Source organism: Nocardioides endophyticus (assembly GCF_039543845.1).
GTDB classification, from domain to species: Bacteria; Actinomycetota; Actinomycetes; order Propionibacteriales; family Nocardioidaceae; genus Nocardioides; species Nocardioides endophyticus.
Window position 1 is genome coordinate 1 of the sequence record NZ_BAABKN010000032.1, and the last position, 13,123, is coordinate 13,123.

Annotated in this window: 12 protein-coding genes; 5 read left to right on the plus strand and 7 right to left on the minus strand. The window is 69.8% G+C overall.

All coding sequences use genetic code 11. The features are described from left to right. Positions 1-336, plus strand: a 336-nt coding sequence (locus tag ABEA33_RS23250) for an HNH endonuclease signature motif containing protein (RefSeq protein ID WP_345529465.1), incomplete at its 5' end; no start/stop codon positions are given. A 12-nt stretch (positions 337-348) separates the two neighbouring features. On the opposite strand, the gene ABEA33_RS23255 is transcribed toward ABEA33_RS23250, so the two are convergent. Continuing rightward, positions 349-1,377 (minus strand): CPCC family cysteine-rich protein, encoded by a 1,029-nt coding sequence (locus ABEA33_RS23255; RefSeq protein WP_345529466.1) that lies wholly within the window; start codon positions 1,375-1,377, stop codon positions 349-351. A 56-nt stretch (positions 1,378-1,433) separates the two neighbouring features. Further along, positions 1,434-1,808: a hypothetical protein gene (locus tag ABEA33_RS23260; RefSeq protein ID WP_345529467.1), complete on the minus strand. Its 375-nt coding sequence runs from the start codon at positions 1,806-1,808 to the stop codon at positions 1,434-1,436. Positions 1,809-2,012: 204 nt separating this feature from the next. On the opposite strand from ABEA33_RS23260, the gene ABEA33_RS23265 reads away from it, so the two are divergent. From ABEA33_RS23265 to ABEA33_RS23275, 3 genes are all read left to right on the plus strand, one after another. Continuing rightward, positions 2,013-2,468, plus strand: coding sequence for a peptidase inhibitor family I36 protein (locus tag ABEA33_RS23265; RefSeq protein ID WP_345529468.1), 456 nt, complete (start codon positions 2,013-2,015; stop codon positions 2,466-2,468). Between the two features lie 8 nt (positions 2,469-2,476). Further along, a complete protein-coding gene (locus tag ABEA33_RS23270; RefSeq protein ID WP_345529469.1) occupies positions 2,477-3,166 on the plus strand; it encodes an ABC transporter ATP-binding protein in 690 nt (229 codons plus the stop codon). 74 nt (positions 3,167-3,240) lie between these two features. Continuing rightward, a complete protein-coding gene (locus ABEA33_RS23275) occupies positions 3,241-5,673 on the plus strand; it encodes a hypothetical protein (RefSeq protein WP_345529471.1) in 2,433 nt (810 codons plus the stop codon). A 75-nt stretch (positions 5,674-5,748) separates the two neighbouring features. Here the strand turns inward: ABEA33_RS23275 and ABEA33_RS23280 are convergent, their stop codons facing one another. The 4 genes from ABEA33_RS23280 to ABEA33_RS23295 form a co-directional block, all read right to left on the minus strand. Continuing rightward, positions 5,749-6,687 carry an oxidoreductase gene (locus ABEA33_RS23280; RefSeq protein WP_345529472.1) on the minus strand — a complete coding sequence of 313 codons (939 nt, stop codon included), beginning with the start codon at positions 6,685-6,687 and terminating at the stop codon, positions 5,749-5,751. Beyond that, positions 6,684-7,499 (minus strand): maleylpyruvate isomerase family mycothiol-dependent enzyme, encoded by an 816-nt coding sequence (locus tag ABEA33_RS23285; protein ID WP_345529473.1) that lies wholly within the window; start codon positions 7,497-7,499, stop codon positions 6,684-6,686. The genes ABEA33_RS23280 and ABEA33_RS23285 overlap by 4 nt, the downstream gene beginning before the upstream one ends. A 10-nt stretch (positions 7,500-7,509) precedes the next feature. Continuing rightward, positions 7,510-9,246 carry a SpoIIE family protein phosphatase gene (locus tag ABEA33_RS23290; protein WP_345529474.1) on the minus strand — a complete coding sequence of 579 codons (1,737 nt, stop codon included), beginning with the start codon at positions 9,244-9,246 and terminating at the stop codon, positions 7,510-7,512. Between the two features lie 90 nt (positions 9,247-9,336). Beyond that, positions 9,337-9,939 carry a LysE/ArgO family amino acid transporter gene (locus ABEA33_RS23295; RefSeq protein WP_345529475.1) on the minus strand — a complete coding sequence of 201 codons (603 nt, stop codon included), beginning with the start codon at positions 9,937-9,939 and terminating at the stop codon, positions 9,337-9,339. Between the two features lie 70 nt (positions 9,940-10,009). On the opposite strand from ABEA33_RS23295, the gene ABEA33_RS23300 reads away from it, so the two are divergent. Then, positions 10,010-10,885, plus strand: coding sequence for a LysR family transcriptional regulator ArgP (locus ABEA33_RS23300; RefSeq protein WP_345529476.1), 876 nt, complete (start codon positions 10,010-10,012; stop codon positions 10,883-10,885). A 298-nt stretch (positions 10,886-11,183) separates the two neighbouring features. Here ABEA33_RS23300 and ABEA33_RS23305 read toward each other — a convergent pair whose 3' ends face one another. Continuing rightward, the gene (locus ABEA33_RS23305; RefSeq protein ID WP_345529477.1) at positions 11,184-13,055 is read right to left on the minus strand and encodes an acyl-CoA dehydrogenase; all 1,872 of its coding nucleotides are present in this window, start codon (positions 13,053-13,055) and stop codon (positions 11,184-11,186) included. Positions 13,056-13,123: the final 68 nt, after the last annotated feature.

Here is a 13,123-nt window from a genome sequence, read left to right on the forward strand (position 1 = left end):
GGACAGGCCCGCCGGCTTGCCTGCACGGGTCGGATCATCCCCGTCGTCCTCGACGGCGACTCCCAGGTCCTTGATGTGGGCCGTGTCCGCCGGCTCTTCACCAAGGCCCAGCTGACCGCGATGACCCTCCGCGACCGCGGCTGTGTCGCCGACGGCTGCGACTGGCCACCCTGGCTCTGCCACGCACACCACTGGCAGCGATGGGCCGACGGAGGACCCACCGACCTCACCAACGGCGGACTCCTCTGCCCGAGACACCACGCCAGAGCACACGACCCCACCTACGAGACGACCCATCACCCCAGCGGCAGGGTCAGCTTCCACCGACGACCCTAGGCCGACGATTGCTCAACCCGCGAAGCGCGGCCTACGCAACCAGTTGAGGGTGCGCAGCGGTGACTGCACGCTCCGATATCGCCACGCGAGCGCGAGCGCTGCCAGGGGATGCTTGAATCCCCACCGATGGTCAGACAGCACGCGCGCGATCAACGCACGGTGCAACTCGGCGTGGAGGCCGCCGTTGTGGATGCCGTCGAGGTTCCGCAACTGGTCCTCGACCACGTGAATCGGCTGGCCCCGAGAGCTCTCCCAGAGATTCAGCCGTGCCGTGCTCTGTGCACGCGACCAGGCCACGTGCGCCAGCTGCTCCCGGATCTCGGCGCGCAGTTCGTCGGGCCACTGGTCGAAGAAGTGCAGGAGCGCGTCGTCGTGCCAGCCGTCGTTCTCCAGGAAGCTGATGCTGACGCAGTTGGGCGCGTAGAGCTCCGACGACTCGTCGAGTCCCGGGTTCAGTGCGCGAGCGATCCTCAGACCGAGATCGGCTCTGCCGTCGCGATAGGCGCCGATCGCGACGTCCGCGGCGCGTGCGCAGATCGCCATGGGAGCGGCCTCGCCGTACTTCCACTCCACAGCATCGACGACCGACTGGATCTCGGGCACCTCGGTGATCAGGTGCTGCACGAGCCGGTCATCCCCGGTGAGCTCTCGCGGCGGAGCAGGTGTGCGGTGAGGATCCCCGTTCCAGTACGTCGGGCGCCAGTAGTAGAGCGCCTCCGGGTTCGCGGGCCAGCGCTCACCGGGCATCTCGGGATGGGTCCAGTCGACGTCGGCGTCGAACGGCCGCCACCCGGGATCGAGGAGTTCGCCTGCCAGCGGGCGGCGGACCTTCCGGCGGAACCCGCCGTCCATCGCCCCGGTGCGACGGTAGCGCTGCTGTGCCTCGACGAGACTGATCCCGTTGGCGCCGTCGGGGCTCATCGGCCACCGCAGCTGGGTGCCGTCGTCCTCCCAGAAGCAGACGGGACACAGCTCGTAGGCGCCCGGCCCGTCGGGAAGGGTCAGGTGCCCGCAGCACGGGCACGGCCACCTCGAGGTCACCGGCGCAAGCATGCCCCGCGCCGCCGCCGCGGTCGAACCAATTGCCCGCACGCGGCCTAGCTGGGGCCGTCCTCGGCGGGCGCCCGCTTCTCGTCCTGCCGCCGGCGCCGCCGGATCTCGGCGCGGGCGAAGACGAACGTCAGCATGACCGGCCAGATGTAGTGCGCGACGTCGAGGACCTGCTCGACCCAGCCGGGTGCCGACCACGAAGGCGGGTCGGGGAAGGGGAGGGACGGCAGGTCGGACCGGGGCAGGGAGGGCAGGTCAGGGGACGGGATCGACGGCAGGTCGATCGGCAACGAGAAGACGAAGCAGGCCAGGCAGCGACGCCACACGATCGGTACCTTGCCGACCGTCTGGAGCAGCGCGTAGCGCTCGGGGTGCGCCGAGGGTGCTGAACCGGACCTCGAGCCGACGCCGGCGGTGAGCACATCGGCCGCGGGCCGACGGGAGCATCGACTTTGGTCAGGGGTAGGTGATGCCGACCGTCTCCTCGCTCAGCTACCGCCGCGGTAGCGCTGCCACACTCGGGTTGCTCTGGTGAGCCAACCGGACCAAGGATCTTGATGGGCGCGCCGGATTCTTGTCATCCACGTGACAAATCTTGGCAAAATTCTGTGTCATTCTAGGGCCCCGTGTCAGGGGATCCCGGGCAATGTTGGTCTACTGCCACCGCGGCCACGACCATCCGCGTCGGTCGCTTCGGAAAGGCAGAATTCCTGAAGAAGTTGAAGGTCCTGATTGGCGTAGGTGCACTCGCGGCGGCCGGCCTTGCCGTGACGCCCGTCCTGGGGGCGAACGCGGCATACAGCGACTGCGCGTCCAACAGGGTGTGTGCGTGGCAGAACAACCACCACAGCGGTGACTATCTCGGCTCCAGGGCCGCTGGGCTCGGGATCGCGAACATCCAGGACGCCAGTAACGACCGGACCTCGTCCTGGGCGAACCGGACGCTGACCAACGCCCGCTGGTTCCAGTTGGCCAATGGTGGCGGGTTCTGCATCACTATGACGAACACCTCGTCGAACCCGGACCTGGCTGACTCCCAGAACGACAAGCTGACGTCCTGGGCCACCAACCGCGGCTGCTGACGAGATTGGTGAGCGACGTGCCGCAGGATCTGGTCCGGCTCGATGGTGTGTGCAGGGTGTTCGGGGAGGAGCCTGATCGTGTCGTCGCGGTCGATGACGTCACCTTGTCCTTCGGGGTGGGGGAACTGATATGCCTCCAGGGCGCGAGTGGGTCCGGCAAGTCGACCCTGCTCAACCTGGTGGCGGGCCTCGACCTGCCGGATTCGGGCACAGTGACCGTCGACGAGGAGCTCGTGTCCGCGATGTCGGAGGACCACCGTGCGGATCTGCGACTGCGGCGTGTGGGCGTCGTCTTCCAGGACGACAATCTCGTTCGCGAGCTGACAGCACTCGAGAACGTGTCGCTCCCCCTCTTGGCCAGAGGGCTCTCGTCCAGGGAGGCCCGCGAACTGTCGCGGGCCGCACTGGAGAGGGTCGGCGTTGCAGCCGTCGGGGCGCGTCATCCCGACCAGATGTCCGGCGGCCAGCGCCAACGGGTGGGGATCGCCCGCGGGTTGGTCGGCGACCGAAGCATCCTGGTGGCCGACGAGCCGACCGGCGCTCTTGACTCCGCCAACTCCGCCGATCTGTTCGCTCTGCTGCGCGAACTGTGCGACAACGCGGGTGCCGCCGTACTCGTGGCCACCCACGACCCGCTCGCACATGACTATGCGACGCGCACAGTCACGGTCCGCGACGGCCGGATGGTCGAGTCGTGATCGCGGGCGTCCGTCGAGACGCGACCGCGCTCCTGGTCAGGCGGCTCGGAACTTCCAAGCGCTTGTGGCATCCCATGATCCTGCCTGCCGCTGTGGCCTTGCTGTTCACCGCCTTCTACGTGGTCCTCTGCGGCCTCGCGCTCTCCGGAGAGCAGACTGCCGTTCGGGATCTGGGTGCAGCGGACGCCCAACTGTCCATCGGAGTCAGCCCCGGGGACCGGGCTGCAGAACCGAACGTCGAGGATCGACTCCGCCGCGACGTCGAAGGCCTCGGTGCCAGCGAGTCCTGGGTCGTGCTGCGGTCCTTCGACGTGCGCCCCGACGCCATCCCGAGGCCGATGACGACCGGGAAGAGTCGGATCGTCAGCTACGTGGAAGCCTCGGACATCGAGACGCTGTTTCCGTCCGGACGGAAACTCGGCAAGGGCCGCTGGCCGAGTGCTCCTGGGGAGGTGGCGATCACCGAGGGCCTCCGAGACCGACTCGAAGCGAAGGACGCGCTCGTCGACCAGGAGTTCACAGCGTTCTCCGGGGCAGCGACCTTCACGGTCACGGGCACGTTCACGGACACGTTCGCGGAGTCGTCGTACGGCGTGATCGCTGCGCCGGGGACCTGGAACTCCATGCCGACAGACGAGATCGCACAGCGATTCACCGGGACCGGAGCGCAGCTGTCCCTCTACTGGAAGGGGCCTGCGAGTGCGGACGGCGTAGCACACGCGTTGGCCAGGATCTCTGGAGGCTCGGAGAAGCCGGACGAGATCATCACCGGGCTCGTGGATCGTGCGACGTGGGAGAGCGTGGACGATCTCTCCCTGGCAGATACGGCCGGGTTCGTCTTCACGCTGCCGTTCCTGACACTGTCCGTTGCCGCCGTCGCAATGGCTGGTCGGTCCGTTCTCGGGTGGGCTCGGGGGGTCGTCGAAGCCATGGTTCGGGTCGGACTCAGGCGGCGGCGGCTCGTCATCCTCGTGACGGGCATGACGGCCGGTCTCGCCGCTCTCGCGTTCGGTGCCGGGGTGCTGGCGGGCCTGCTGGTCGGAGAGGGGCTACGAGCCGTCGTACTGCCCTCGATCGTCGATCAACCCGTCGGACCCGTCCGAGACCTGCGACCTCTGGCGCTGGTCGCCGTACTCGTCCCGGCCCTGATCGTTCCCGTCATCTTCAGCCCGCTGCTCGCGCACGCATCTGGACCGTCGCGACTTCGTCTCGTGGCCAGGTCGGTCCCGTGGAGTCTGCTGCGATGGCTCGCCGTGGCCGTCCTCCTGATCAGGTCGCTCGCCTCGGCGGGAACTCGCGACTCCGACTCAGACAGCGCAGGAATCCTGATCGCGCAGTTGGTCGCCGCCACCATCCTCCTGGTGCCGGACATCATGCGCCTGCTGGTTGCGACACTCTCGACCAGCAAGGCCCGAACGCTCATCGCGAAGCGACTCATGCAGGCGGACCGGGCTCGTTTCGCCATCATCGGGACGCTCGTGGCGGTGAGCATCGCGGCGCCGGTCTCGGCGTCGACCTTCGTCGCGACCTCCACTCGCACGGAGGCCGCGGCCAACCTGAGTGCGGTCCCGGACGGACAGCTGTGGGTCGATCGTTCTGAAGGCAGGCCCGCTGCCAGGGCGAGTCACATGGTCGCGGACGACGTCGGTGCGCAGCCCATCGAGCTCGGCGCAACCATGGCCTTCTCCGAAGGGAACACCGAGAGCGTCGGCGCCATTCAGGCGGGCATCCGCACCGTCAGGTCGATGGACGATCTGGGCGACCTGCTCGGAACCCGCATCGCATCGGAGTACGAGTCCTTGCTCACCTCCGGCGGCGTCCTGCTGATCAGCGGAGTGTCTGAGGGTCGGACGGTCCTGATCCAGCCCGGCAAGGCCGATCCTCAGGCACTACCCGGTGAGTTCGCGGTCGTGCGAGGGGTCGCGCCGGAGCTCCAGCAGGCGGCCGCCGGCTTCATGCTCACGAGCACCGCGCAGGACCTCGGCCTCAGGGTCACCCCCAGCCTCGACGTCTTCAATGACCTCTCGGACCAGCAGATCCGAAGCGCGACCGCTGCTGTCGAACGCGCCGGGCGCGACACCCACCCCCTTCAGTACCACGTGGTCCCGGAGCCGACTTCGCCGACGCGGGACTGGTACACCGCCCTGGTCGGGCTTCTCTCGGTGACCACGCTCATCCTCGGGGCACTCGTCATCGCTCAAGCGAACTACCTGCGCGGCTACGGGGCACGCCTCGTCGCCCTGGGGCTCCGCCATCGATGGACTCTCGCTGTCGGCTTCAATCAGCTCGGACTCACGCTGCTCGGAGCAGGGCTGGCCGCCACCGGCGCCAGCGTGTCGGCGATCGCCATCCTCGCTGGTGCGACGCGGCAACGTCTGATCCTCGACATTCCCTGGGACTTCATCGCGGTGGTCGTGGTGTCCACGCTGGGGGTCTGCGCGGCAGTCTTCGTTGTTGTGCTCTGGCCTGCCCGTCGCCACCAACGGCCGCGTTCGTCGACCGCCTAGCGACCTGAATGTCTAGGCCGCGGTTGCCAAGACGACGGTCCGCGGCAATCCCACTCGGGCCGGCCAACAGATCGGTCAGGGGTAGGTGATCCCCGTGACGTCCTCGCTCAGCTGCCAGAGCCGCTGCTGAGCGCTCTCGTCGTTCGACAGCTTGTTGCCGGTCGTGATCCGCGGCCGGCCGCCCCACTCGAGGAAGCCGTCGGGACCGCAGTACGTCGCGCCCGGCAGCTCGGCGGTGGCCGCCATCAGCGTCGGCCACGCCCCCTGCGCCGCGGTGTTGGGGGAGACCAGCTTGATGGCGCCGTCGAGGATCGACGCGCGCCCGCCGACGGCTCGGCCGTACTGCCCGTTGGCCGCGAGGTGCGTCGACGCGAAGCCCGGGTGGGCGGCGAGCGCCTTCACCGACAGCTCCGCCCGGCGCAGCCGCCGGTCGAGCTCGTAGGTGAACAGCAGGTTGGCGAGCTTGGACTGCCCGTACGTCGGCCACGGCTGGTAGCGCCCGTGCTGGACCAGGGGATCGCCCAGTGGCGCCGAGCGTGCGATCCGGTGCATCTGCGAGGAGACCGCGACGACGCGGCCGTCCTCCGATGCGACGAGCTGCGGCAGCAGCAGCCCGGTCAGCAGGAACGGCCCGAAGTGGTTGGTGGCCATCTGGAGCTCGAGGCCGTCGCCGGTGCGGTGGTACGGCGTACCCATCACGCCGGCGTTGTTGACCAGTACGTCGATCGGTCCGAGCCGGGCTGCGTCCGCGGCGGCCCGGCGTACGGACGACAGGTCAGAGAGGTCGAGCTCGACCGTCTCGAGGGCGGCAGTCGGCGCCTCGGTGCGGATCGCGGCCACGGTCTCGGCGAGCCGGTCGGGCGACCGGCCGGTGATCACGACCCGGGCGCCGCGCCGGGCTAGCTCGAGCGCGGTGTGGTGGCCGAGCCCGCCCACGGTCGTGCCGGTCACCAGGATGGTGCGGCCGGCCTGGTCGGGGATGTCGGCCAGGTCCCAGCGGTCCGGCCTGGTCACGGCGTCGTCGCCATGGCGTCGATGATGCGTGCCGCGAGCGCCTCGTCACCGTCGACGGCGAGTGTGCCCGGCTCGGGCTGGCAGCGGCCACCGGCCAGGCGGATGAACGCCTCGCGGTCCATCCGCAGCAGCACGGTCGGGTCGGTCGGCGCGGCGGCCAGCCGCTCGCCACGGCGCGCGTCGTTGACGGCGAACGCGAACGGGTCGCTGCCCTCGAGCTCGAGCACCGCCGTCGTCCCGGACTCGGCCCCGACGCGCTTGGCCAGCACGAAGCCCAGGCTCTCGGCGAGGTACTCCGCCGTGTGCCGCGCCGCCGCAGAGTCCATGCCTCCAGGACGGTCGACCGCGCGGCGGATGTCCTGCTCGTGCATCCACACGTCGAGCGGGCGGTTGCGCAGCAGGGTGCGCCAGTCCCATGGCACCCCGCCGAAGATCCGCTCCGGCTTGGCGGACGCGTCGGTGGGCGGGTCGGCGATGAGGGCCGTGTGCCGGGCAGTGGCGGAGGCGCGGATCTCGTTGATGATCGCGTCCGGGCTGGCCTCGCGCCGGGTGACGACGCCGGCCTCGGTGTAGAGGCCCATCATGCCGGTGACGTGCGGCGGCTCACCGACGTCGGCGGTCTCCTCCGGCCCGCCGGCCAGGATCCCTTCGAGGTGGGCGACGTGCGACGCCACCGCCTTCACGTCCCAGCCCGGCAGGTCGGTCGGGGTCGACCACTCCTCGGCCGGCAGCTCCTCGAGGAGGTCGGTGAAGTCGTTGATCGCCTGCCACCAGACGTCGACGTACGCCCTGAGCAGATCCTGGTCCGTCATGCCCTGCACCCTATGCGCGGAGGTGTACGGCGAGCACGGCCACGTCGTCGGCGAGCTCTCGTCCGACGAGGTCGCCGAGGACGGCGTCGAGGAAGTCGTCGACACCGAGGTCGTGGTATCGCCGGGCGGCGTCGGCGAGACGGTCGAGGCCGTCGGTGATGTCCTCCCCGCGGCGCTCGACGAGGCCGTCGGTGTAGAGCAGCAGCGTCGCCCCAGGTGCCAGCAGGATGGTCTGGTCACTGCGCTCCGTGTCGGGCTGCACCCCCACCATCAGGTCCGGGACGCCGTCGTCGAGGAACGTCGTCGTCCCGCCGACGCCCACCAGCAGTGGAGGGGGGTGACCCGCGTTCGTCCATCGCAGGGTCCGGCCGTCGCTGCCGTCCCTGGCCTCGACCACGGCGTAGACCAGGGTGGCCATCGCATCCACCTCCAGGTCCTCCAGCGCCCGGTCCAGCCGCTGCACCTGGACGGCCGGCCTGTCCCAGAGGGCCCAGGCGATCGTCCGGAGCATGGTCCGCAGCTCGCCCATCACGGCCGCGGCGGCGATGTCGTGGCCGACGACGTCGCCGACCATCAGGTTGGTCGCGCCGGACGGCAGCACCACGACGTCGTACCAGTCGCCACCCACCTGGTCGCGGGACGCGGCCGGGCGGTAGCGGGCAGCCAGCTCGAGACACTCCGACTCGGGCAGGGCCGGCAGGAGCGCGCTCTGCAGCGTCACGAGCGCGTCCAACCGCTCCTGTAGGAGGTCGGCGCGCTGGACGGCCTGGGCCGAGTACGACGCCAGCGCCTCGATCGTGATCCGGTCCTCCTCCGTCAGTGGGTGCGGGTCGTCCCAGATCAGGGCGATGGTGCCGAGGACGGCGCCCCGGGTGATGAGGGGCTGGAAGGAGCGGGCCTCGCCGACCTGCCTGCTGGTGTCGAGGTGCGGGTAGAGGGCGTTCTGGGTCGCCTTGTTGCTGAAGTACTCGGCGCGACCGTGCACGGCAGCGCCACCCAGGGGGTTGGTGTCGTCGTACGGCAGCACAGCGTTGCGCAGGGCGGAGGTCCAGGTGGTCGTCGGCGGCGCGACGAAGGTCAGGATCTCGTGCGCGTGGTCGGTGTCGGCCGCCTGTCCCGTGCTGCGCAGCCAGATGCCGGCATGCAGGCAGCCGAGCTGTTCGACGGCGATCAGCTCGACCGCCTGCGCGACGTCGGACATCGTGCGGGTCGCCGACAGGCCTTCGCTGAGCGCGAGCAGCACCCGGCTGCGGTGCGTCAGATCCTTGGCCGCCCGCTCCCCGACGGCGGCGAGGCTGCGCAGGCCGCGTTCGGAGAGCTCCGCCGAGCACGCTGCCGCGAGGTCCTCGAGCATCTCGATCTGGTCGTCGGTCCAGTCCTGGGGCTCGCCGTCGACGGCGCACAGGGAGCCGACGATGACGCCGGTGTGGTCGGTGATCGGCCAGCCGGCGTACGAGATCAACCCGAGGTCCGAGATGGCGAGGTTGTCGCGCAACCGGTCGTCCTCGCGGGCGTCCCTGACGATCAGTGGGCCCTGTTCGGCGACGACGTGCTTGCAGAACGAGTGGGACAGCGGGCTCTCGCGGTCCAGCTGCAGGTCGTCGGGCAGCCCGCACGCACCGCGGAAGACGGCGCGGCCCGGCTCGATGATGGTGACGGTCGCGGTGCTCACGCCCAGGGCCCGGCAGACCATTCGGGCGTACCGGTCGAACGACGGGTCGCCGTGCCCGGTGCCTGCCTCCGTCATCCGTTCCTCTCCTCCCGATTCGAGCCTATCGAGGAGGTGTCGAGGAGTCCGGCGTTCGGGTTGGTTCCCACCGGTGCGGGTGGCCGCGACTCAACCGAGGGCGAGCTGGAGTGCGATCAGGAGCATGACGACGCCGATGAGCACGTCGAGCACCTGCCAGGCGCGTGCGCGGGCCAGGAGAGGGCTGGCGTAGCGGGCGCCGAAGCCGAGTCCGCAGAACCACAGAATGCTGGCCACGCCCGCGCCTGTCGCGAACCACCAGCGGCCCGTCGTGCCCTCGTGGTTGGCGATCGTGCCGAGCAGCAGGACGGTGTCGAGGTAGACGTGCGGGTTGAGCCAGGTCAGGGCGAACGCTCGGGCGGCGACTCCGCGACGACTGACGGTCGCACGTCCGGACGCCCGCAACGCTTCGGGCCTCCGAGCGCGCAGCAGCGAGGAGACGCCGTACCAGGTCAGGAAGGCGACGCCGAGCCACCGCACCACGTCGAGCACCCAGGGCGCGTGCTCGACGATCCGGCCGATGCCCGCGACACCGGCGGTGATCAGCGCCAGGTCGGAGAGCGCGCAGATCGCGACGACGATCCCGACGTGCTCGCGAGCCAGGCCCTGTCGCAGCACGTAGGCGTTCTGCGCGCCGATCGCGACGATCAGGGACAGGCCGGTGAGCATCCCGGCGGCGGTGGAGTCGAGCACCCGGCCAACGCTAGGTGTCCGTCGAGATGAAGACCACCGAATGTTTCTACAAGTCCATTAGCGTGGCTTCATGGAGTTCGTGCCCGCCCAGCTGGCTGCCCTGGTCGCGATCGCCGACCACGGGACCTTCGAGGCCGCGGCCCGCCACCTGCATGTGACGGCCTCGGCGGTCAGTCAGCGGATCCGGGCTCTGGAGTCCGAGATCGGCCAGGTCGTGGTGCGCCGTACGACGCCGTGCCGGCCGACCCCGGCAGGGGAGGAGCTGATCCGACTGGCCCGGCAGACCCGGCTGCTGCAGGACGAGGTCCGCGACGCGCTCGCGCACGGGCACGTCGGCATCGTCGACCTCCCCGTCGCCGTGAGTGCTGACTCGCTGGCGACCTGGTTCCGGGCTGGGCTCATCGAGGTGGCCGGTTGGTCGGACGTGGCGCTGCGCCTCCACGTCGAGGATCAGGCGTTCTCGGCCGACCTGCTGCGCAGCGGGCACGTCCTCGGCGCCGTCACGTCCGAGCCGACGCCGGTCCAGGGCTGCTCGGTCGAGCCGCTCGGCCACCTGCGCTACGTCCCCGCCGCCGCCTCGGGGTTCGCGGAGCGCTGGCGCCACGGTCGCGGCGTCGACTGGGCCGCGATGCCGATGGTGGTCTTCAACGAGAAGGACCACCTCCAGCACGACGCCCTCGCCGCCCGCGGGGTAGGGACGCCGCCGGTCGTGCACCGCGTCCCGACGTCGGCTGACTTCCTCGAGGCGGTCTGCCTCGGCCTCGGCTGGGGGATGATCCCGCACCCACAGCTCGGTCCCGCCGTGGAGGCCGGGCGGCTCGTGCCGCTCGGCACCCGGCTGCACGTCGACGTCCAGCTCTACTGGCAGCGCTGGCGCCTGGACTCGCCCGTGCTCGGCCGCCTCACCGACGTCGTACGCCGGGCCGCGCGAGCCGGGCTACGGTGACGGGTGTGACCGCGGCCGACGTCATCGAGGCCCTCGACGCCGAGCGCCCCGGCGACTCGCTGCGGATGCGGCTGCGACCACGAGCGGCGCGAGCTGTGCGACGTCTACCTCGGCCGCCACGACCGGATCACCACCTGGGACATGGTCGACCGGTCCGCGCTGCTGGCGTTCCTCGAGGAGCCGCGCCCCGCCGTACGACTGGCGCGCGAGAAGCTCCCGAAGTAGCCGAGTCGGCGCAAAATGACCCTGGTCAGGGTCACTTTGCGCCGACTCGCGGGTCAGTCTGCGCCGACTCGGCTCAGAAGGCGGACTCGTCGAGGTCCATGATCGCGAGGTCGGTGGCCTCGGCGAGCTGGCGCTCGGCGGTGATCTTCGGGAGCACGTTCTGCGCGAAGAACTGCGCCGCGGCGACCTTGCCCTCGTAGAAGGACTTGTCCTTGCCGGGGTCTCCACCGAGCTTCTCGAGCGCGACCTCGGCCTGGCGCAGCAGCAGCCACGAGCAGACCACGTCGCCCAGCACCATCAGCAGGCGGCTGGTGTTGAGGCCGACCTTGTAGATGTTGCGGGTGTCGTCCTGGGCCGACATCAGGTCGTTGATCATGTGGCCGACGATCGCCTGGGCGTCGTCGAGAGCCGTCGCGAGCAGCTCGCGCTCCACCTTGAGCCGACCGTTGCCGGCCTCGCTCTCGATGAACTTCGAGATCTCGCCGGCCAGGTGGCCGAGCGCGGCGCCCTGGTCCTTGACGATCTTGCGGAAGAAGAAGTCCTGGCCCTGAATGGCCGTGGTGCCCTCGTAGAGGGTGTCGATCTTGGCGTCCCGGACGTACTGCTCGATCGGGTACTCCTGCAGGAAGCCGGAGCCGCCGAAGGTCTGCAGCGACTCGGTGCCGAGCAGGGTCCACGAGCGCTCGGAGCCGTAGCCCTTCACGATCGGGAGCAGCAGGTCGTTGACCTTCTCCGCGAGCTCGTCGCGCTCGCCCCCGTTCTTCAGGTTGTGCTCGGCCACCATCACCTGGTCCTGCCAGGTCGCGGTGTAGAGCACCAGCGCGCGCATCGCCTCGGCGTACGACTTCTGCGTCATCAGCGAGCGGCGTACGTCGGGGTGGTGGGTGATCGTCACGCGCGGCGCGGTCTTGTCCGCGGACTGCGCGAGGTCGGCGCCCTGGACGCGCTCCTTGGCGAAGTCGAGCGCGTTCAGGTAGCCGGTCGACAGCGTCGCGATGGCCTTGGTGCCGACCATCATCCGGGCGTTCTCGATGACCTGGAACATCTGGGCGATGCCGTTGTGCACCTCGCCGAGCAGGTAGCCGACGGCCGGCTCGCCGCCGCCGACGCCCGGGTCGCCGAAGGTCAGCTCGCACGTGTTGGAGACCTTGATGCCCATCTTGTGCTCGACGTTGGTGACGTAGGCGCCGTTGCGCTCGCCCAGCTCACCGGTCTCGAGGTCCTTGATGTGGAACTTCGGCACGATGAAGAGGCTCAAGCCCTTGGTGCCGGGGCCGCCGGCGCCCTCGACGCCGACCGGGCGGGCCAGCACCATGTGGATGATGTTGTCGCTCAGGTCGCCCTCGGCCGAGGTGATGAAGCGCTTGACGCCCTCGATGTTCCAGGTGCCGTCGGCGTTCTGGGTGGCCTTCGTGCGGCCGGCGCCGACGTCGGAGCCCGCGTCGGGCTCGGTCAGCACCATCGTGGTGTTCCAGCCCTTGTCGACGACGAGCTGGGCGATCTTGCGGTCGCGCTCGTTGCCGTTGCGCCACAGCACGCCGGCGAACATCGGGCCGGCGCCGTACATCCAGATGGCCGGGTTGGCGCCGAGGACGAGCTCACCCATCGCCCAGCAGATGCTGGACGGTGCCGGGGTGCCACCCAGCTCGGCGAACGTCGTCAGGCGCCAGTACTCGGCGTCCATCCACGCGGCGTAGCTCTTCTTGAACGACTCCGGCAGCGGCGCCGTGTTGGTCTTCGGGTCGAAGACCGGCGGGTTCCGGTCGGCGTCGACGAACGACACCGCGAGGTCCTCGCGCGCCAGCCGGTCGACCTCGGCCAGGATCTCGCGCGCGGTCTCGGTGTCGACCTCGGCGAACGGTCCGGTGCCCAGGACCTGGTCGCGGCCGAAGACCTCGAAGAGGTTGAACTCGATGTCGCGGATGTTGCTCTTGTAGTGGCTCACAGCCCCACCTTCGCCAAGCTGGTTGTCAGGATACTGGTCGGTAACTTCCATGGTACGTACCCGTCAGT